Source organism: Flavobacterium sp. IMCC34852, assembly GCF_030643905.1.
Taxonomy (GTDB): Bacteria; Bacteroidota; Bacteroidia; order Flavobacteriales; family Flavobacteriaceae; genus Flavobacterium; species Flavobacterium rivulicola.
The window spans coordinates 2570009-2589637 of sequence record NZ_CP121446.1; the positions used below are offsets into that span (position 1 = coordinate 2570009).

At 37.8% G+C, this 19629-nt stretch carries 19 protein-coding genes; 7 read left to right on the plus strand and 12 right to left on the minus strand.

The annotated features are described in order from the left end of the window. Positions 1–41 precede the first annotated feature (41 nt). The 4 genes from P7V56_RS11115 (at position 42) to P7V56_RS11130 (ending at position 4503) form a co-directional block, all read left to right on the plus strand. The gene (locus P7V56_RS11115; RefSeq protein ID WP_171221885.1) at positions 42–1664 is read left to right on the plus strand and encodes a T9SS type A sorting domain-containing protein; all 1623 of its coding nucleotides are present in this window, start codon (positions 42–44) and stop codon (positions 1662–1664) included. A gap of 71 nt (positions 1665–1735) precedes the next feature. Continuing rightward, complete coding sequence (gene hemN / locus P7V56_RS11120) at positions 1736–3100, plus strand: oxygen-independent coproporphyrinogen III oxidase (RefSeq protein ID WP_171221886.1); 1365 nt, start codon at positions 1736–1738, stop codon at positions 3098–3100. Positions 3101–3202: 102 nt separating this feature from the next. Beyond that, positions 3203–3670 (plus strand): DinB family protein, encoded by a 468-nt coding sequence (locus P7V56_RS11125; protein WP_171221887.1) that lies wholly within the window; start codon positions 3203–3205, stop codon positions 3668–3670. Between the two features lie 101 nt (positions 3671–3771). Continuing rightward, positions 3772–4503 (plus strand): sulfite exporter TauE/SafE family protein, encoded by a 732-nt coding sequence (locus P7V56_RS11130; RefSeq protein WP_205959342.1) that lies wholly within the window; start codon positions 3772–3774, stop codon positions 4501–4503. Between the two features lie 46 nt (positions 4504–4549). On the opposite strand, the gene P7V56_RS11135 is transcribed toward P7V56_RS11130, so the two are convergent. From P7V56_RS11135 to P7V56_RS11175, 9 genes are all read right to left on the minus strand, one after another. Further along, positions 4550–4780: an HP1242/YdcH family protein gene (locus tag P7V56_RS11135; protein WP_171221888.1), complete on the minus strand. Its 231-nt coding sequence runs from the start codon at positions 4778–4780 to the stop codon at positions 4550–4552. A 54-nt stretch (positions 4781–4834) separates the two neighbouring features. Beyond that, positions 4835–5536, minus strand: coding sequence for a sulfite exporter TauE/SafE family protein (locus tag P7V56_RS11140; RefSeq protein WP_171221889.1), 702 nt, complete (start codon positions 5534–5536; stop codon positions 4835–4837). 53 nt (positions 5537–5589) lie between these two features. Beyond that, on the minus strand, positions 5590–6036 hold the full coding sequence (locus P7V56_RS11145; protein WP_171221890.1) for a FixH family protein: 447 nt from the start codon (positions 6034–6036) through the stop codon (positions 5590–5592). Between the two features lie 12 nt (positions 6037–6048). Beyond that, positions 6049–7470: a cytochrome c oxidase accessory protein CcoG gene (gene ccoG, locus P7V56_RS11150; RefSeq protein WP_171221891.1), complete on the minus strand. Its 1422-nt coding sequence runs from the start codon at positions 7468–7470 to the stop codon at positions 6049–6051. Positions 7471–7545: 75 nt separating this feature from the next. After that, positions 7546–8484 carry a cbb3-type cytochrome c oxidase N-terminal domain-containing protein gene (locus tag P7V56_RS11155; RefSeq protein ID WP_171221892.1) on the minus strand — a complete coding sequence of 313 codons (939 nt, stop codon included), beginning with the start codon at positions 8482–8484 and terminating at the stop codon, positions 7546–7548. A gap of 24 nt (positions 8485–8508) precedes the next feature. Then, on the minus strand, positions 8509–8676 hold the full coding sequence (locus P7V56_RS11160) for a CcoQ/FixQ family Cbb3-type cytochrome c oxidase assembly chaperone (protein ID WP_171221893.1): 168 nt from the start codon (positions 8674–8676) through the stop codon (positions 8509–8511). Positions 8677–8681: 5 nt separating this feature from the next. Beyond that, the gene (ccoN, locus tag P7V56_RS11165; protein WP_171221894.1) at positions 8682–10853 is read right to left on the minus strand and encodes a cytochrome-c oxidase, cbb3-type subunit I; all 2172 of its coding nucleotides are present in this window, start codon (positions 10851–10853) and stop codon (positions 8682–8684) included. A gap of 2 nt (positions 10854–10855) precedes the next feature. Continuing rightward, positions 10856–11050 carry a cbb3-type cytochrome oxidase assembly protein CcoS gene (gene ccoS / locus P7V56_RS11170; protein ID WP_121313422.1) on the minus strand — a complete coding sequence of 65 codons (195 nt, stop codon included), beginning with the start codon at positions 11048–11050 and terminating at the stop codon, positions 10856–10858. A 73-nt stretch (positions 11051–11123) separates the two neighbouring features. Next, the gene (locus P7V56_RS11175; RefSeq protein WP_171221895.1) at positions 11124–13499 is read right to left on the minus strand and encodes a heavy metal translocating P-type ATPase; all 2376 of its coding nucleotides are present in this window, start codon (positions 13497–13499) and stop codon (positions 11124–11126) included. Between the two features lie 105 nt (positions 13500–13604). Here P7V56_RS11175 and P7V56_RS11180 point away from each other — a divergent pair, with 105 nt between their 5' ends. Further along, positions 13605–14285: a Crp/Fnr family transcriptional regulator gene (locus P7V56_RS11180; RefSeq protein ID WP_171221896.1), complete on the plus strand. Its 681-nt coding sequence runs from the start codon at positions 13605–13607 to the stop codon at positions 14283–14285. A 76-nt stretch (positions 14286–14361) separates the two neighbouring features. Here the strand turns inward: P7V56_RS11180 and P7V56_RS11185 are convergent, their stop codons facing one another. The 3 genes from P7V56_RS11185 to P7V56_RS11195 form a co-directional block, all read right to left on the minus strand. Next, the gene (locus tag P7V56_RS11185) at positions 14362–17187 is read right to left on the minus strand and encodes a RemA C-terminal-like gliding motility protein (protein ID WP_171221897.1); all 2826 of its coding nucleotides are present in this window, start codon (positions 17185–17187) and stop codon (positions 14362–14364) included. A 347-nt stretch (positions 17188–17534) separates the two neighbouring features. Then, entirely contained in the window at positions 17535–17948 is a 414-nt protein-coding gene (locus tag P7V56_RS11190) for a DUF6691 family protein (RefSeq protein ID WP_171221898.1), read from the minus strand. Between the two features lie 2 nt (positions 17949–17950). Beyond that, on the minus strand, positions 17951–18508 hold the full coding sequence (locus P7V56_RS11195) for a YeeE/YedE family protein (protein WP_171221899.1): 558 nt from the start codon (positions 18506–18508) through the stop codon (positions 17951–17953). 94 nt (positions 18509–18602) lie between these two features. On the opposite strand from P7V56_RS11195, the gene P7V56_RS11200 reads away from it, so the two are divergent. After that, positions 18603–19094, plus strand: coding sequence for a DUF4199 domain-containing protein (locus P7V56_RS11200; protein WP_171221900.1), 492 nt, complete (start codon positions 18603–18605; stop codon positions 19092–19094). Positions 19095–19135: 41 nt separating this feature from the next. After that, positions 19136–19591 (plus strand): 2-dehydro-3-deoxyphosphooctonate aldolase, encoded by a 456-nt coding sequence (locus P7V56_RS11205; protein WP_171221901.1) that lies wholly within the window; start codon positions 19136–19138, stop codon positions 19589–19591. Positions 19592–19629 lie beyond the last annotated feature (38 nt).

The following is a 19629-nucleotide window of genomic DNA, read 5'->3' on the forward strand; positions in this document are numbered from 1 at the left end:
TTTTAAGCATCATTACAACATCAATCATCAAAAAAAAAATCATGAAATCGAAGATTATTACATCAGTTCGCCTTTCAGGCTCGAGTCACGAATACCAAAAAAACAATTTTTCTAGCATGAGTAAAAAGAATTACTTCCTTGCTATTGTTCTCCTATTTTCACCGGGATTAATTGCTCAAACTTTTGAATGGCTGCGTACTCCGAGTATTACTTTTAATATGAATCCGGGGATGATTAGTTACCCGACGGCTTCTGATACTTTAGGCAATACTTATATCTGCGGATTTAAAGACAATGCTACCTCCTATACTGATATTTTTGGAAATCTTGCTTTGCATAAATATGATGCGAACGGTACTTTGGTTTCCACTACAAACATCAACGGGAATGTTCATGCTTATAAGCTAGCCACAGATAATGCCGGAAATCTTTATATGGCAGTTGGTTATTTGACCACAATCACTATCGGAAACTTTAATTTGACCACCAATTTACAGAGCGTGAATCCTTTGCTGTTAAAATTCAATGCTAATGGCGAATTGCTTTGGCATAAGGTGATTCCGGGAGATTTTACCCAACATTTCAATGCGATTGCTATTGATAGCCAGCAAAACGTTTTTATCGGCTATGATGACTATCAAAATTCATTTATCGAAAAAATAGATGGCAATGGCAATACCCTTCAATTGATTACGCAAAGCGAAGTAAAGCTTATTAGCGCCGTAAGTGTAGATAGCGAAGGTAATATTTATGCGGCAGGTTCCTGTGCCGAAATCAATGCTGTGTTCAACGGCACTGCAATGCCGGCACCATTTTTATACAACGTTTATGTAGTCAAATACAATGCGACAGGGCAAATGCAATGGATGCATTATGTGGAAGACATTACTTGCCCGGAACCCATGGTTTTGGCACGCACACCGGATGAAGTGTATTTTAGTTCGCACTTATTCGATGGCTTTTCTGTTGGTGGCATAACTACTGAAGGTCCGACCAATAATACCGATTTCTTTTTGGCAAAATTTAATACAACCGGTTCAGTACAATGGGTTAGAGAAGTTCCGGGTACCGGTGGTGCCGAAATTGGGATGCGCAACTTTTTGGCACTAGACCCACAGGGAAATATTTACTTGACCGGTAAAACTCAAGGTGCAATTCAATGGAATGCCAATGTGAGTTCTCAAACCCAAACCGGTTCTAACAGAGATGTATTAATTTTAAAATATTCTCCACAAGGCACAGTACTTTGGGCCAAAACGGCCGGTGGCAATTCGGAAGACCGGGCTGATGGTATTAGTGTTTTGAGTGATGGCAGTGTTGTGGTTTCGGGTATGGCCAATAACGTTATTACTTTTGACACTTGGCAAGCCGGAACGGACAATTTTCAATACTATCCCTTTTTGGCCAAATTAAACCAAACCACTTTACAACTTCCGGAAAATGACTCAACTTCATGGGTGGCTTATCCGAATCCGACTAAAGATTTTATAACGCTCAAAACTAACGGCTATAGAGGAATGGCAACATTGTATTCTATTTTGGGACAAAAATTAAAAAGCTTTGAGATTACGGCCAATGAAACCCAACTCGATTTGAGTGAAATAGCCCTCGGAACTTATTTTTTAAAATGCAATCAGCAAACCCTCAAAATAGTACGGGAATAATAGGTTCACATGACAATTGTCATTTTTAATGGAAAAAACTAGCGCTACTTTTGTCCTTGTAAAGTAGTCATATGTCCGTTTCATTAGTCCAAAAATATAACGTTCCCGGTCCGAGATACACCAGTTATCCGACAGTTCCTTATTGGGATGAAGCCTCTTTTTCCCCGAATCGATGGAAAGAAACGTTTATTCAAAGTTTTACTGAAAGTAATACGACTGAAGGCATTAGTTTGTATATCCATTTGCCTTTTTGTGAAAGCTTATGCACTTTTTGTGGTTGTCATAAAAGAATTACCAAGCGACACGAAGTAGAAAATCCCTATATAGCAGCCGTTCTGAAAGAATGGCAACTTTACTGCGATTTGTTTCCGGCCAAACCCATCATCAAAGAAATTCATTTGGGCGGCGGTACACCTACTTTTTTTTCTCCGGAACATTTAGAACAATTAATCAACGGCATTCTCAGCAAAGCTGAAAAAGCATCGGAATTCGAATTTAGTTTTGAAGGTCATCCTAACAATACCACACGCATTCATCTGCAAACACTATATGATTTAGGTTTTCGAAGAGTGAGTTTTGGCGTACAGGATTACAGCGAAAAAGTACAAACCGCTATACACAGACACCAACCGTTTCACAATGTGGCCAAAGTGACTTTTTGGGCCAAAGAAATTGGCTATACTTCCATCTCACATGATTTGGTTTTTGGATTGCCTTTTCAAACACTGGATAACGTAATTGACACCATTGAAAAAACCAATTCGCTTTCTCCTGACCGACTGGCGTTTTACAGTTATGCGCACGTACCTTGGATTAAAGGCAACGGACAACGCGGCTTTAAAGACGAAGATGTTCCGAAAGATGAGGAGAAACGCAAGCTGTATGAAGTGGGGAAAGCCTTGCTGTCACACAAAGGCTACCACGAAATAGGAATGGATCACTTTGCTTTAGAAGACGATGCCATGTACCAGGCTTTCAAAGCCGGAAAATTGCACCGCAATTTTATGGGTTATACCGCATCTAAAACCCAACTGATGATTGGCTTAGGTGTTTCTTCTATCAGTGACAGTTGGTATGCTTTTGCTCAAAATGAAAAAGAGCTCGAAACTTATTATGCCCGTTTGTCCCAAAACGAATTGCCGGTATATCGCGGTCATGTTTTGACTGAAGAAGATTTGATTATTCGCCGACATATTTTAAACTTGATGTGCCAATTCAGCACTTCTTGGCAAAGCGATGATTTGTACTTTGACGATTTACCCGAAGTATTGTCCCAACTCCACGAAATGGAGCTCGACGGTTTGCTGCAAATTAAACCCAACAGTTTGGTGGTAACCGAAAAAGGCAAAGCTTTTGTGCGCAATATCTGTATGGCATTTGACCTCAGACTAAAACGCAAAACACCACAGACACAATTGTTTTCGATGACGGTTTAAAAGGTTGTCTGCTTTTCCCTTTTCCCTTATCCCTTTTCCCTCAGCAACATAATCTGCTTAACGAATTTTTAGTATTTTAGCTATGGTTAAAATTCTCTCCACATGAAACCATCAGAAATAGCCAATAGATTCAGAGAAGTTATTTTAAACGGAACTTGGGTGGCCAACACTAATTTTAAAGCGCAATTAGACAATACCGATTGGCAAATGGTCACCACTAAGTTGGATACTTTGAATACCATAGCGGATTTGGCCCAACATATTCATTATTATATTCAAGGATTGAATGAAGTCTTTCGAGGGGGAACACTCGACATCAAAGACCGCTACAGTTTTGACTTTCCTCCTATTACTTCACAAGAAGATTGGGATACTTTTTTGATTCGATTTTGGAAAGATGCCGAAGCATTTGCTGTTTTGGTAGAACAAATGTCTGAAGACAAATTAAAAAGTGCCTTTGTTGAAGAAAAATACGGAAGTTATGAGCGTAATATTGAGGCCATGATTGAGCATAGTTATTATCATTTGGGGCAAATTACACTGCTCAAAAAAAGGTTGACTGCCCAATAGGCGAAATGACAACTGACAAATTGCCTGTATTGCTATAACTATCATTAAGAAGAAAAACAGTAAGCTTTTTTATGTATCTTTAAATACTAAATCAACGCCATTTGGACTATCTTATTTACTTTATTCTCTTGGCCTTATTGGCGGAAATCTTGGGCACTGTGGGTGGCTTTGGTTCCTCGTTATTTTTTGTACCGATAGCCAGTTACTTTCTCGATTTTCATTCGGTGTTGGGTGTTACAGCTATGTTTCATGTATTGAGTAATCTTACCAAAATCGGTTTTTTTAGGCAAGGTGTTGATAAGAAGTTGCTGGTCAGTTTGGGAATTCCGGCCGTAGTTTTTGTAGTATTGGGTGCTTATTTGAGTCGGTTTATTGATGCTAAATGGCTCGAAATGGGATTAGCTGTTTTTCTTATAGGGTTGAGTCTTTTCTTTTTGATTTTTAAAACTGTGGTGATTAAGCCTACCACTTTCAATAGTGTAAGCGGTGGTATAGCTTCGGGTTTCATTGCCGGATTAATTGGTACCGGTGGCGCTATTCGAGGGATGACATTAGCGGCTTTTAATTTGAAAATGCAGGTTTTTATTGCCACCTCAGCTGTAATTGATTTGGCCATTGACGGGAGTCGGACCGTGGTTTACGGACTCAATGGTTTTATTCATAAAGATGATTTGTACCTGATTCCGATATTGTTTGTGGTGAGTATCATTGGCACCTATATCGGAAAAAAAATACTGGAAAAAATATCAGAAGCACAGTTCAAAAAAATCGTCTTAATTTTGATACTCATTACCGGTTTAATTACCGCTTTCAGTACCATCCAAAAGCTATAAAAAAACCACGTCTTTCGACGCGGTAACTTACTCAACAAACCTGCATTTATTTATTCAAATGTGTATAGATTTCATCTTTGAGAAATAACAATTTGGCTTTTAATTCATGTACAAAATTATCATTCGCAATCTCTGAACCCATATTGATTCGGTGAATTTGATGTTCTATTTCGTGGTATTCATCAAACAGGTTTCTGAAATGAGCATCTGAGATTTTAAGTTCGTGAATTCTTTCTTTATGTTCCGGGAATTCGTGTAGTAAATCGTGTTTTTCCATGAGTAATTGGTTTAAGTATTTGTATTTTTTAAAGTGGTTTAAAAAGTTAGTTGGCTAATGGCAATTGGCTTCAGCCTGAACAAACAAGTTCATGTTACTTGGTGACACATAAGCAATGTCTAAACCCATGCCTCTGAGAACAAATAACAGCCCGATGATAACGGTTATTAAAGGTACCATTTTTTGCAGTTTATTTCTGAAAGGCATCGATAAAATGCTACTTACATAAACCACCGCACTCATTAGGGGAATGGTTCCTAAACCGTAAAGCAACATATAAGTTACGCCCAAAGTAACATTTTGCATGGCAATAGCACCAAAGAGTGCAGCATATACCAATCCGCAGGGTAAAAAACCATTAAACACGCCTATAGTAAAAAAAGCATCAGCTGTTTTGCGTTTGAATTGGTTTCCTAAACTGCTTTTTACTTTTGAAATTAAGCGATAAATCGGTTTTGAAAAGTTGTACTTAATTAAGACTCTTTCCGGAATTATCCCTATCAAAATCATTAAAATCCCCAAAACAATTGAAAATCGCTGCTGCATACCGGCGAGATACAACCCTTTGCCCAGCAATCCGAACAGCAAACCCAAAGTCGCGTAGGAAGTCAATCTTCCGGCGTGGTATAATAGAATTTGCAATGCTTTTTTGGTTGGATTATTTCGATCAACCGGCAACATCATCGCTATCGGTCCGCACATGCCGATGCAGTGCAAACTTGATACTAAGCCGAAGATGAGCGCGGTGTAAAGCATTTTTAGATTGTTAGACTTCTTAGATTGTTAGACTTCTTAGATTCTTAGATCTTTTAGAAATAAATTTCTTCTTTGTTCAAATAGGTTTTACCTTCGTATTCCCAAGCCACAGTAATACCCCAAAGACCGCCAACCAGATTGTTTTTAGGTATGAGCAAATCGGAAGCTGATAATGAAATAGGGATTTCAAAATCCAGCTTTTGGTTGGACGGTCTATACAGGGATACTTTTCCTTTTATCTTTGAGTAATCGAATTCTTTTGGGAAATTCACCACTACTCCATTAACTGTTTTGGTAATGGCAACTTTCTCGACAAGATTATTAGCATTTTGGATGCTTTCAATGTTGCCTTGAACCAGTTTTTCTTTTTTGTAATATTGCTCGGTAACCATTTCGTTATCGTATTGACTATCAGATTGTACTTTGAACACAAAGTATAAAATGAAGCTCATGAACAGCGCAATCGCTATAACAATTCCTTTTCCCCAATTCATTTTCATAATTCCTGTCTTTTAGTTGAAACTTCTCGGACCAACAAAATTGGTGGTTGCTGTTTCTATTAATTTATTATTGTTGTAGACTTCAATTTTAAGTTCTACTTTCTCATCTTTTAATTCGCTTTCCAAGATTTTGACGAAGAAAGTTCCTTTGCTAATGCCTTGTTTCTGTACTTTGGCAAACGGACTGCCTACAAGTTTAATTTCACCCTTAGGTTCAATTAATTTGAAAGTAACGTGTTCAAATTCTTTCTCAGTTTTATTGATGATATCATAATTGTAAATGTTGCTTATTTTATCCCCATCACGTTGAAACAGTTGTCCCGGCGTGTGTAAGACAGTCGCTTCTACATCATTTCTAAGGAATAACATTCCGATAAAAACACCAATCAAAATCGCTAAAACTGCTATATAACCTTTCATTCTGTTGGTTAACTTGAACGGTTCTTTCTTTACGATTTCGTCTTCACTGGCATATCGAATCAAACCTTTCGGCAAACCGACTTTCTCCATAATCGAATCGCATTCATCGATACATGCCGTACAATTGATGCACTCTAATTGTGTTCCGTTTCTAATGTCGATTCCGGTTGGGCAAACATGCACGCAGACTTTACAATCGATACAATCTCCTTTACCTAAAGCTTTTCGGTCTTCGTTTTTATTGAATTTGGCTCTACCGGTTTCGCCTTCGCCACGAACATGGTCATAGGCGACATTGATAGTTTTGTTATCCAATAAAACGCCTTGCATTCTACCGTAAGGACAAGCGATGATACAAACTTGCTCTCTGAACCAGGCATAAATGAAGTAAAAAACGGCGGTAAAAATTAACAAGGCTACTAATGTGCTGGTATTTTGAGCCGGACCTTCTTTAATGAATTGTATCAGTTCATCACTTCCGATTAAATAAGACAAGAAAACATTGGCAATGATAAATGAGATGATGAAAAACACCATCCATTTGGTTACACGCTTTCTTATTTTTTCGGCATCCCAAGCTTGTTTTGCTAATCGCATTTGCTGAGCTCTGTCACCATCAATCCAAAACTCTATTCGACGGAAAACCATTTCCATAAAAATAGTTTGCGGACAAAACCAACCACAGAAAATACGTCCGAATGCCACGGTAAACAACGCCAATCCCACTACTCCAATAATCATAGAGATAACGAAAAGGTGAAAATCTTGAGGCCAGAACGGAAAGCTGAAAATATTGAATCTTCTGTCGACTACATTAAAAAGTAAGAACTGATTGCCATTGATTTTAACAAACGGCGCTGATAACAAAAAGGCCAACAGAAAATAGCTGAGTATTTTTCGCTTATCAAAAAAAGGACCCGAAGGTTTTTTAGGATAAATGAATGCTCTTTTCCCTTTCTCATCAATAGTAGCGATACTATCTCTAAAACTTTCATCAGGATTGTGTGTTGCCATTTTGTTTTTGAATTAATGATTTAATTCGGTTTGTTTTGAAAGGTTTTGAACAAGGTCCAAAACCTTTCCTTATTTTTATTTTACAGCTACTTTAGTGCTATCGGTTACTGTAGCAGCATCAGTACTCGGAGCTGCTTCTTCCACCCATTTTTCTCCTTCTGCTGCTTTAGCTCCGGCAGGTTTTGTGCCTTGTAAACTTAACACATAACTGGCTACTTTTTGTACTTCTTTAGTACCTAATGTTTTGGCCCAACCTACCATCGTTGGGTTGTTTTTACTTCCTTCGGCAATCAACTTAAAGACGTTTTTGATGCCACCACCGTTAATCCAATGGTCATCGGTTAAATTTGGTCCCACTATTCCACCACCATCAGCTTTGTGACAAGCGGCGCAGGCATTGGTGTAAATTTCTTTTCCCTTGGCCAAACTTTCGGCATCGGTTAACAATGTTACCTTATCAAAAGTAATTTCTTCTTTAGGCGAATTCAATTTGTTTTTTTCGATTTCAATATTGGCGGCTGCCACTTCCTGATCGTATTCTTGGGCTTGGGTATACTCATCCATAACATGGAATCTGACCAAATAAATCACCCCGAAAATAATCGTAGCATAGAACAAATTCACCCACCAAGGTGGCAAGACATTGTCTAATTCTTTGATCCCGTCGTAATCGTGGTCTAACATCACATCCGCTTCTTGCTCTATAGATTTGGAACGGGTCATTTTCTTCATCAGGTTCTGAACCCATTTACTATCTGCAAAAGAAACAGATTGCGCTTCTTCTAATTGTTTACGTTGCTCATCGGTCAACATGTGGTAAGTCACTCTGTCAACTGCGCTAACCACAATTTCTATGGCTACCAACAAGAATAAGAAGACTACTAAAAACAAGGCTACCATAGGAAACTTGATAAAAGCCGGACGGTCGCCTGAGTCTATAAAATATTCCAAGGCGCCAAAAACAAAGGCGAAAATCAACGGAACTCTTACGTATGATGGAAATAATTTTTTCATTTTTATACTTTTTATGTTGCGTTATTAGTCTTCTAACGGAAGGCTGCTTACTCTTTTGATGGTTTCTTTGCTGTAGGTCATGGCCCAAACGGTGAACAAGACAAAAGCCGTAAAGAAAATCGTTAGTGAAATGATAGGGTAAATTTCTACCCCTGTAATCGTCTCTAAATTGTGTTTGACATATTTTAACATGGCACTTATTTTTTAGATTTAACTTGGGTATCAGTACCTAATCTTTGCAGATAAGCAATCAAGGCTACAATTTCTCTGTCTTTTAACGGAACAGTTGCGTTTCCGAAAGCTTTTTTGATATCGGCATTCGCCAATAACCTGGCTTCAATCTTAGCCGCTTGCTCGTCAGAAATTTTAACCGCATTGGCCACTTCTTCTTTTGAATAAGGAACACCTAAAGTGACCATCGCTTCCATTTTGGCTTGTAAAGTTGAATTGTCTAATTCATTTTTAATCAACCATTGGTATCTTGGCATGATAGAACCCGGAGAAATACTTTGCGGATCATACATGTGATTGAAATGCCAAACGTCATCTCTACCGCCATTGAACGGTTTGCCCGGAACACCTTCTCTTGCTAAATCCGGACCGGTACGTTTAGAACCCCAAAGGAATGGATGGTCATACACATTTTCGCCCGATTTAGAATACTCACCATAACGTTCCACTTCTGAACGGAAAGGACGAATCATTTGAGAGTGACAGCTTACACAACCTTCTCTGATGTACAAATCTCTACCTTGTAATTCAAGCGGAGTATAAGGTTTTACCGCAGCGATAGTAGGAATATTAGATTTCACTAAAATCGTTGGTAAAATTTGAATTAAACCACCAATTAAAATAGCAATGGTAGTGTAAACCATGAATCTAACCGGTTTTCTTTCCAACCAAGCATGCCATTTCTCCCCTTTCAAACGGTTTGGACTAATGACTGCCAAAGCAGGCGCTTCAGCAGGTTCGTCTTGAATAGCAGAACCTTGTTTTACGGTTTTTATGATGTTGTAAACCAAAACAATCACCCCAACCAAATACAAAGTACCACCGATGGCGCGCATCCAGTACATTGGCATAATTTGGGTTACAGTTTCTAAGAAGTTACCGTATTGTAAAGTGCCGTCCGGTTTGAATTGTTTCCACATAGAAGCCTGAGTAAATCCGGCTACGTACATTGGTAATGCATATAGAATAATCCCTAAAGTACCAATCCAGAAGTGGAAGTTGGCTAATTTTTCAGAATACAATTTTGATTTCGTCATTCTTGGGATTAACCAATAAATCATACCAAAGGATAAGAATCCGTTCCAAGCTAAAGCACCAACGTGTACGTGGGCAATGATCCAATCGGTAAAGTGGGCAATGGCATTTACGTTTTTCAAGGATAACATTGGTCCTTCAAAAGTGGCCATACCATAACCGGTAATGGCTACTACGAAGAATTTCAAAACGGAATCCGTTCTTACTTTGTCCCAAACACCACGTAGGGTCAATAATCCGTTGATCATACCACCCCAAGACGGTGCTATTAACATTACGGAGAACACTACCCCCAGATTTTGTGCCCAATCCGGTAAAGAAGAGTACAACAAGTGGTGAGGTCCGGCCCAGATATAGATAAAAATTAAAGACCAAAAGTGAATGATAGAAAGTCGGTATGAATAAACAGGACGATTAGCTGCTTTTGGCACAAAATAATACATCATTCCTAAAAACGGTGTGGTTAAAAAGAATGCTACCGCGTTGTGTCCGTACCACCATTGCACCAAGGCATCTTGTACTCCGGCATACACCGAGTAAGATTTCATGGCAGAAACCGGTAATTCAAAACTGTTAAATATGTGAAGTACTGCAACAGTAACAAAGGTCGCGATGTAGAACCAAATCGCTACATAAATATGACGTTCTCTTCTTTTGATAATCGTACCAATCATATTGATACCGAATACTACCCAAATCAAAGCGATAGCGATATCAATCGGCCATTCTAATTCGGCGTATTCTTTTGAAGTGGTGTAACCCAACGGTAAAGTAATGGCCGCTGCTACTATGATTAATTGCCATCCCCAAAAGTGCAGTTTGCTTAATAAGTCGCTAAACATTCTGGCTTTAAGCAAACGTTGCATTGAGTAATATACTCCTGCGAACATGGCGTTACCCACAAATGCGAAAATCACCGCATTGGTGTGTAAAGGTCTGAGACGTCCAAAACTCAGGAACGGAATTCCACTGGTGACATTGGGAAATAAAAACATAAATGCTAATATTAGCCCAACCAACATCCCTACAATACCAAAAACGATACTGGCATAAATGAAGTTCCTTACAATTTTGTTGTCATACTGAAATTGTTGCATTTCCATAATTATAATTGTTTTTCTTCGGTTATATTAATTTGATTTTTGTTAGTTTCTTTTACGAGCTCGTCGTCAAAAAGCATTCTGACGGATGGCGTATAGTCGTCGTCATATTGTCCGCCTCTTACTGCTTTAATGAAAGCATAGAGAAAGAATACTGCGACTACAATACTTATCGAGATTAACATATAAATGACACTCATACCTCTAATTTGTGTTAGACAAAATTACTTCTGCGATTATTCTTAAAACATGACATTTGTCATACTTCGGGTTTTATTTCTTGCCGGCAAAGACATTACTCATAATGGTTACAAAACTTACTATGGTTATTGTGCTCAAAGGCATGATAATCGCAGCTACTATAGGCAATAAATTACCGGTAACCGCGTAGCTCAAGCCGACTACATTATACAACAATGACAATCCGAAACTCAGGTAAATGGTTATCATGGCGTTTTTAGCATATTTCAAAAAGAAAGCTATTTTGGAGAACTGACTCGCGTCTAAAATCCCGTCACAAGCCGGTGAAAACACATTGACATTTTCCGAAATAGAAATTCCGATATTACTCTGTGCCAAAGCGCCGGCGTCATTCAAACCATCACCTATCATTAACACATTTTTACCTTGTTGTTGAAGGTTGTCGATATAGGCTAATTTTTGTTCAGGTTTTTGGTTGAATACTAAAACGGTACTTTCCGGCAGCATTTTCTCCAATATTTTGCGCTCTCCGTCATTGTCACCCGACAATACGATGAGATTGTATTTTTTGTCCAAACTTTCGAACAACTGCTCCAATCCTTTTCGGTATTGGTTGTTAAAAACATAACTGCCTTTGTAAACGCCGTTGATTTCAACATGGACTTTGGTTTTCTTATGGGTATTTTCACTCATGTGCTGCAAAAACTGAGAAGAACCTAATTTGATTTTGTTTTCTCCCAATTCGGCAAAAACACCTTTACCAATGATTTCTTCGAAATGGTTTACCTCCATTTTATCTTGAGGCGGAATAAAATCGTACAATCTTCGGCTCAACGGATGGTTGGAACCTCTGAGAGCATTCTTTAATAATTTTAATTCAAAATCATTTAAGACATCGCCTTCATAAGTAATGGATGTCTTTTTATTGGTGGTGATTGTCCCTGTTTTGTCGAAAACTATGGTATCCACTTTGGCCAGTTGCTCGATTACGATGGCATTTTTGAGGTATAATTTTCGGTTGCCCAAAATGCGCAATACATTGCCTAAAGTAAACGGAGCTGTTAAAGCCAACGCACACGGGCAAGCCACAATTAATATGGCGGTAAACACATTAAACGCTGTAGCCACATCTATAAAAATCCAATAGCCAAAAGACACCACAGACAACAGCAATAGCGCCGGTGTAAAATAGCGGCTGATTTTATCAGTGATGGATTTGTGTTTTTGGTCGACTTTCTTCTGGAAAACATCATTGCTCCACAATTGGGTTAAATAACTTTGTGAGACTGAAAACAAGACTTCCATTTCGATGACTTTGCCCAATTGCTTACCACCGGCGAAAATTTTGTCTCCGGATTTTTTCTCAATCGGAACCGCTTCTCCGGTTACAAAACTGTAATCGATGGAAGCTTTTTCGGAAATCAAAACACCGTCTACCGGAATTAATTCTTGGTTGCGAATCAACAGCCTATCTCCTTTTTTGATGTCGTATACTTGAACCGCTTCTTCTTTTCCATCAGATAAAATTTTGGTGATTGCAATAGGAAAATAGGATTTATAATCGCGTTCGAACGAAAGAAAATCATAGGTTTTTTGTTGGAACAACTTCCCTAACAACATAAAGAAAATTAACCCACACATGCTGTCAAAAAAACCTTGTCCGTAACCGAAAACAATGTCTACTGTACTTCGGATAAACATCACCACTATACCCAAAGCAATGGGAACTTCGATGTTTAACATACCTTGTTTGATGCTTTTCCAAGCGGCTACATAATAACCCGAAGCGGAATAAATAAACGCGGGTAATGACAATGCAAATGTCAGCCATCGGAAAAAGCCTTTGTATTGCTCTATCCAAAACTCATTGACTTCAAAATATTCCGGAAACGACAACAACATAATATTTCCGAAACAGAAAAAAGCAACGCCCAATTTGTAAATCAGTGTTCTGTCGACTTTCTTTTTGCCTTCGTCAAAATTTTCTAAGCTGATGTAAGGTTCGTAACCAATGGAACAAAGCATCTCTACAATTTGTTTGAGATTGGTCTGTTCGGGATTGTAAGTGATGCGGACTTTTTTATTGGGAAAATTAACTTGAGAAGCACCTATTCCCGGTTGAAGCCTTTGTAAATTTTCCAGAATCCAAATACACGAACTACAGTGTATATGAGGAATGTAGAGTGAAACAATATGTGTTGTACGCTCTTGGAACTCGAGGAGTTTGTTGACAATTTCTTCATTGGCTAAAAAATCATATTTGCCTTTAATATCGAGTGGTGTTGCGCCGGGCGCTGATTGAAAGTCATAATAACACGACAAGTCATTCTGACTAAAGATTTCGTAGACTGTTTTACAACCGTTGCAACAAAAACTCCTGTCATCAAAAAGAATTTCGTCTTTTTTTATGATTTCATTACCACAATGGAAACACTGTGATGTATTCATAATTTGCTCATTTTACCTGAAGCAAAGGTCACAAAAGTCTAAAAATTAAAATATGATATTTGTCATACTTTCAATATCTTTGTAGAAACAAACCTAAAACATCGTATGAGTAAATGTGAACAGTGTATCGTGAGACAATTCAGCTCGCTAAAGACATTGACCAAAGATGAGTTGCTCAAAATGGCCGATTGTAAAACCTCTTACACCATCAAAAAAGGAGATCCTATTTTTGAAGAAGGAGAGACTACCAATGGTATTTACTGTGTTAAAGACGGTGTTTGTAAACTTTCCAAATTGAGTTCCAATGGCAAAGACCAGATTGTAAAATTGGTCAAACCGGGCGAATTGTTGGGACAACGCTCCATGATTAGTGAAGAACCGGCCAATTTGAGTGCCGTGGCTTTAGAAGATATGGAAGTTTGTTTTATCCCAAAAGCAGAAATTATCCAGTTCTTTACCCAAAACAATCAATTTTCCATGAGTGTGATGAAAACCATTTGTGGCGATTTGAAAGAGGCCGATGATCATATGGTTGAATTGGCTCAGAAGAGTGTTAAAGAGCGTTTGGCCGGAACTTTAATTTATTTGGAAGAAACTTTTGGCACCGATTCCGATGGTTCGCTTCGTTTACAATTATCTCGTGAAGAATTAGCCGGTATGATTGGTACTGCTACCGAAAGCTGTATCAGATTACTTTCGGAACTCAAGAAAAGCGGTTGGATTGATTTGATTGGTAAAAAAATCAAAATCGTCGACAAGAACAAACTTCGTCGTATAGCGGATTAATTCCTTTCTATTTAAAAAACAAAAAACCACCCCAATCTTTCGATAGAGGTGGCAGCTGATAAGATAACAGGGTTAGTTATTGTATCAACGTTTTCTTTGTATGCGTTTGCCCGTTTTCTAAAGTAACTTTTACCAACAACATTTGAGACACACCTTGCCATTGAATGGCTTCAAAAGCATTGGTTTCTAAATTGTTTTGGCTGAATAAAAGTTTGCCCAAAACATCAAATACTTCTACTTTGTTTATTGGAGTTGATGCACAATAAACCGATAATCCTTGATTATTTGAAACTACTTTGACATCATTATTAAAAACTGTATTCGTATCAATTCCCAAAGCTTGGTTGTCAAATCTTAATTCAAATCGGTCATTAAAAGTACCGCTAAGTGTTGTGAAATTGTAATTTCCTGCTTTTAAATCGTGATACAGTCCGGTTGATTTATCTAACAAATATATGTTTTGATTATCAAATAAACCGTCAAATTTCTCTAAACTGATGGTTAATTCACCATCAAAAGTTGTTGCATATCCGAAAGGCACCACATCTTCTGTCGAAAAAGGTAAAGCTTTCCCTTGAATAGCTAAATCTGTTGTTCCGACAGTGGTATAAATTGAAACCGGATTGCCTACCACAGTGGTTTTTCCGTCAAAAAGCGCATCAAAATCGTTAGTGGCATTTTGGATATATCCTACCAACATTTCGTTATATGCACCTTCATTATTACTAACAGAAAGCCAAACCCTGTGTTTTTCTAAAGACTGAGAAACTGAACCACCATCATTACTATTTACCGTATTGCTATTGCTTGTTCTGAAAAACTGATTGTTATTTCCTGAAATTCTCATCGAATTTTTAAAAGTAGCCGAATAAGTTCCGTTGGCTAAAGCTGTATTGGCCTCGATAAAAAAGCCTTGTCCGGCTGCTACTTTACCGGTTGGCACAGCTCCGCCACTTAAGGCTGCTGAAGCCGTTGCTACACCACCGGTTAAATTGTATTTGGCATAATCATTCACTGAATAATTATTATTGGTAATGGCTGTGTTGTGTGTCCAAAGGAAAATAGTTCCGTTTACTATTCCGGAATTCGCCGGATCTGTTAAAAACAAATCTATATCAATTGCAGATGGATAAGGATTTCCAATCAAATTATTGGTAGCCGTTGATTTGATAATCGGAGTAGAAATTACACCATTGTTAGGCGTACCAACAAAAGTAGACTGCAAAATCAAAGTCGGATTATAAATTAAATTTTCCGGTGTTCTGGAAAGGTAACCTACCCCAAGAGCCATATTGGTTGCTGCGGTATGATAAACATAACTATTAGTAATTGGGCTAAATGAATAGAAATAAGAATCTCCGGCCAATTGACTTAGTGTGGCATTGCTCACTGGTGAAGACCAATAACCATAATCATAAAGCTTCATTGGAGTTGTATTTCTTTTATAAGTAATATTTCCTGAATTTACTGAAGTGTCATTAATTTGAACCAAACTTGCAGTGTCTTCAAAAGTTAATAATCCGCCGGGGTTTACTGTAACTTCATGAGCAATAGTCAAAGTATGTCCGGCATTGAAAACCACTGTACCCGAAGTTACTTGACAGGAACATCCTGATACATTTCCGGTAGAAGAATAATTTCCTGAAAATACTAATCTTTGTCCTAATGTAGGAACGCCGTTAGACCATACAGAACCATTCCAAGTATTACTTGGTTGAGATGAAATTGTAATACTACTCGATTCAATTGAACTACAAGGCAATAAGGTTGCCGTAACGGTATAAGTTCCGGCCGGCGCAGTTACAGTAGCACCTGAAATTAAAACACCTGCTGATGGAGTTACTGAATAAAAGTAGGAAGCATTATAATTGGTGATTACAAAACTCCCGGTAGCAACATTACAAGTTGGTTGGGTCAAACTACCAAGCGTGGGTTGCACCGGTATTGTCGGTTGGGGATTTACTGTTGCAACAGCAACTGATGAGATACAACCGGCTGCACTTTTTGCTGTTACATTATAACTTCCGGCAGACAAACCACTAAAAACGCCTGACGTATTGGTATAAGTAGAACCGTTAATACTATAAGTCATACCGCCGGCAGTTGGGCTATTTACAGTGATTGTTCCTGTCGCTAAACTACAAGTAGGGTGAGTCACCGTTACGGTTGGTGTCGTTGGGATAGTATTTACGGTAACGGTAACCAACTTTCTCGGAGTAGTATCACCGTTAGAATTAGTAATGGCTTCAACATAGTAATTTGTTGTAGCAGATAAAACCGGTGTGGTATAAGTTACTGTATACGGACTTGTATTAGTAGTAGTGGTGTAAACCGCAGTACCGCCTGAAGCCACAGTGTAAAATTTAAATGTGGTAGATGATGTTGGTGCCGGATTTTTAGAAGCTGTTATTGTTGAAGTTCCCGATCCGCAAATTGAAGTGGCAGAAGCAATAGCAACATTATAACCTCCACCTGAAACTAAGGTAGGAAAGTCGGTTATGGCACCACCGCCACCATTACAAGAAGCTACTTTAATACTACCAATTTTAATCAAATCCGAAGCACTACAATTACTTCCGGCTCCTATGTTTCCACCAGATTCAACAACAATTGAAGATCCGGCGGGAAGAGATAAATCGTAGTTTCCGGAGGAGAAATCAATATTTGCATTGTTTCTGATCACAAATTGAATTGGTCCTAAACAACCAAAATTTAAATTTTGGTTCATTACCAAATTGGTAGGATTCACACCGTCACCAACATAGATAACAGTACAAGCACTAAAAGAACTGCAAGAAACTGTACTTGAATTCACATTAGGTGAGCCTGAAATAGTACATTGAGCGGAGGCTTTATAGGAAAAATTTAAAATAACAATTAATAGCAGCAAAATCTTTTTCATAATAGTGTTTTATTAGATTTGGAATGTAAAACACAACAAAATTAAACCCTGAGCAACTAATCCTACAATCTTTCCGACGTTTGACCAAAAAAATCTACAAACTGCAAGTTTATTGCATTTAATGGGGTATTTTTGACTTTTATCGAAATATTATCTATTTAAAACAGCCATACAAGCTATTTTATTATGAAATGTTTAACAAAAAACAAGTTTTACCTCCTAAAGTTTAGTTTGTTTTCAAATTAACTAAGAATGCTTTTAGGTAATGTATCACTTAGTGAAGAATTGTCAAAACAGTAAGGAATTGAACAAAAAAAAAACGCCTCAATAATTGAGGCGATTATGATTTAATGTGGTAGTTTATCTTTTAGAACACCATAAAGAAAAGTACCTAAAACGGCTCCAATGAGAATTAATCCCACACTTAAAAAACCGGCGCCCAACAATATAAAAATAGGTCCCGGACAAGCGCCAACCATAGCCCAACCTAATCCGAAAAGAATTCCGCCAATCCAATAGCGTGCATTTCCTTTCTCTTTGTCTTGGATGTAAATTGGATTGCCGTCTATGTCTTTGATTTGTTTTCTTTTGATGAACTGAATTCCAACTAAACCTGTAATGATCGCTACCATTATGATGCCATACATGTGAAAGGATTGGAATTGGAACATTTCATAAATTCGGTACCAAGAAACAGCTTCAGCTTTGGTTAAAATAATCCCGAAAATAAAGCCCACTACAACGTATCTTAATAAATTCATTTCTAGAAAATTAAAGGTAAAATAAAATGTGCCATAATCAATCCGCCAATAAAGAAACCTACAACTGCTTTGAGAGACGGCAACTGTAAATTACTCAAACCCGAAATAGCGTGGCCTGAAGTACAACCTCCGGCATAACGCGAGCCAAATCCTATCAAAATTCCGCCTACGATTAGTATAAAAATCATTTTAGGAGATTGAAAAATTTCACTCCCGAAAAGAGCATCCGGCAATACTTTCCCGTTAGGAGCCTCAATACCCATTGCAGTCAATTGCTCTATGGTTTTTGGATTGATTGCCACATTGGAAGCATCGCTCAAAAAATTTACTGCTACATAACCGCCAATCATAGCTCCAGCTACCACGGCCAAATTCCAACGTTGGGATTTCCAATCCCAGTCAAAGAAAGGTACTTTTTTGCCAATACCGGTCATGGCACACAAAGAGCGTAAATTAGAAGACATGCCAAACACTTTTCCGAAATAATTGAGTGTCAGCATCACCAATCCGATTAAAAATCCTGAAACGGCCCAATGCCAAGTATGCGTAATCAATTCCATCTGATTTTTTTTTACAAAAATAGAAATATTAAAGTGTTGTCGGTATAAAATTTATTGAAATAAAGTATTTTTGACCATCAAACAAACCCTAAAAATGAAAAACTATTCTATAGAAATAAAATGGACGCTTCGCTTCATCCTTCTGGTATTAGCTTGGGCAATCGGCGAAAAGTTTATCGGACTTCACGATAAGCATATTGATAAATATATCATTTACACTAATCTGTTCGCACTACCGGCATTTTTGTTCTTCTATTTGGCCTTAAGAGAAAAAAAGAAGTACTTCTTTAACAACCAAATAACCTGGTCACAAGGATTTATCAGCGGCGTAATCCTGTCTTTTTTTATTGCTTTATTAATTCCTTTTGCCCAGTTGGTTATCTATAAAAGTATAACCCCACATTTTTTTGAAACTGCCATTGAATACAAAACCAAAAGTCCGTTACTCAAGTACCATATGACGTTAGAAGCGGCCCGACAATATTTCAATTTAAGAAGTTTTATCATTGAAAGTATTTACACTGTGCTCTCTATGGGAACAATAGCCGGAGCCATTATTGCCTTAATTATTCGAAACAAAAAATAAATTGCACGGTTATTGTATTATCGAAAAAAAAACAATCCATCATGAAAATATTGGCCAAACTCACTCTTTTTGCCTTACTGACTTCTTTGACTACTTCTTGTGTCAGTACGCGTTCCACTTTAAAAAATGTAGATGACAACGCACCTATTCCTACCTTAAAAGGAGATACTTTTGTTTTAACCGAATACAGTAAAGACAAAAAATATGGTTTCGATCCGGATTATCCCGTGAATGTTTTTTACAAAAACACCAAAGACGAAAACCTCAACGCCGAAAGATACCTTAGAGCTTTAGCCGGACCAAACGGAGAAAAAATAACTTATACCAAATTAGAAAGCTGCTGTCCTTTTCCAACCAAAAGAACAGAAATTGGCGCCGGTTTTTTAGACATTTACGAGTTGACTTGGGAAGGTCAAAAGAGTCCGATAAAACTTTACATAAACATTTATGAAAGAGGATATTTACTTGTTCCTATTGGGCTTACTATCAAAAAATAACTTAACAAAATAACTATATAACATAATCAAATTATTCA

Coding starts and splice junctions, on each gene's coding strand:
- P7V56_RS11145 (WP_171221890.1), bottom strand. CDS start 6,036: ATGAAAATGAATTGGGGAAAAGGAATTGTTATAGCGATTGCGCTGTTC.
- P7V56_RS11195 (WP_171221899.1), bottom strand. CDS start 18,508: ATGGAATTGATTACGCATACTTGGCATTGGGCCGTTTCAGGATTTTTA.
- P7V56_RS11160 (WP_171221893.1), bottom strand. CDS start 8,676: ATGTTAAAATATGTCAAACACAATTTAGAGACGATTACAGGGGTAGAA.
- P7V56_RS11200 (WP_171221900.1), top strand. CDS start 18,603: ATGAAAAACTATTCTATAGAAATAAAATGGACGCTTCGCTTCATCCTT.
- ccoN (WP_171221894.1), bottom strand. CDS start 10,853: ATGGAAATGCAACAATTTCAGTATGACAACAAAATTGTAAGGAACTTC.
- P7V56_RS11135 (WP_171221888.1), bottom strand. CDS start 4,780: ATGGAAAAACACGATTTACTACACGAATTCCCGGAACATAAAGAAAGA.
- hemN (WP_171221886.1), top strand. CDS start 1,736: ATGTCCGTTTCATTAGTCCAAAAATATAACGTTCCCGGTCCGAGATAC.
- P7V56_RS11175 (WP_171221895.1), bottom strand. CDS start 13,499: ATGAATACATCACAGTGTTTCCATTGTGGTAATGAAATCATAAAAAAA.
- P7V56_RS11185 (WP_171221897.1), bottom strand. CDS start 17,187: ATGAAAAAGATTTTGCTGCTATTAATTGTTATTTTAAATTTTTCCTAT.
- P7V56_RS11205 (WP_171221901.1), top strand. CDS start 19,136: ATGAAAATATTGGCCAAACTCACTCTTTTTGCCTTACTGACTTCTTTG.
- ccoS (WP_121313422.1), bottom strand. CDS start 11,050: ATGAGTGTCATTTATATGTTAATCTCGATAAGTATTGTAGTCGCAGTA.
- P7V56_RS11180 (WP_171221896.1), top strand. CDS start 13,605: ATGAGTAAATGTGAACAGTGTATCGTGAGACAATTCAGCTCGCTAAAG.
- P7V56_RS11125 (WP_171221887.1), top strand. CDS start 3,203: ATGAAACCATCAGAAATAGCCAATAGATTCAGAGAAGTTATTTTAAAC.
- P7V56_RS11155 (WP_171221892.1), bottom strand. CDS start 8,484: ATGAAAAAATTATTTCCATCATACGTAAGAGTTCCGTTGATTTTCGCC.
- P7V56_RS11140 (WP_171221889.1), bottom strand. CDS start 5,536: ATGCTTTACACCGCGCTCATCTTCGGCTTAGTATCAAGTTTGCACTGC.
- ccoG (WP_171221891.1), bottom strand. CDS start 7,470: ATGGCAACACACAATCCTGATGAAAGTTTTAGAGATAGTATCGCTACT.
- P7V56_RS11190 (WP_171221898.1), bottom strand. CDS start 17,948: ATGAATTTATTAAGATACGTTGTAGTGGGCTTTATTTTCGGGATTATT.
- P7V56_RS11115 (WP_171221885.1), top strand. CDS start 42: ATGAAATCGAAGATTATTACATCAGTTCGCCTTTCAGGCTCGAGTCAC.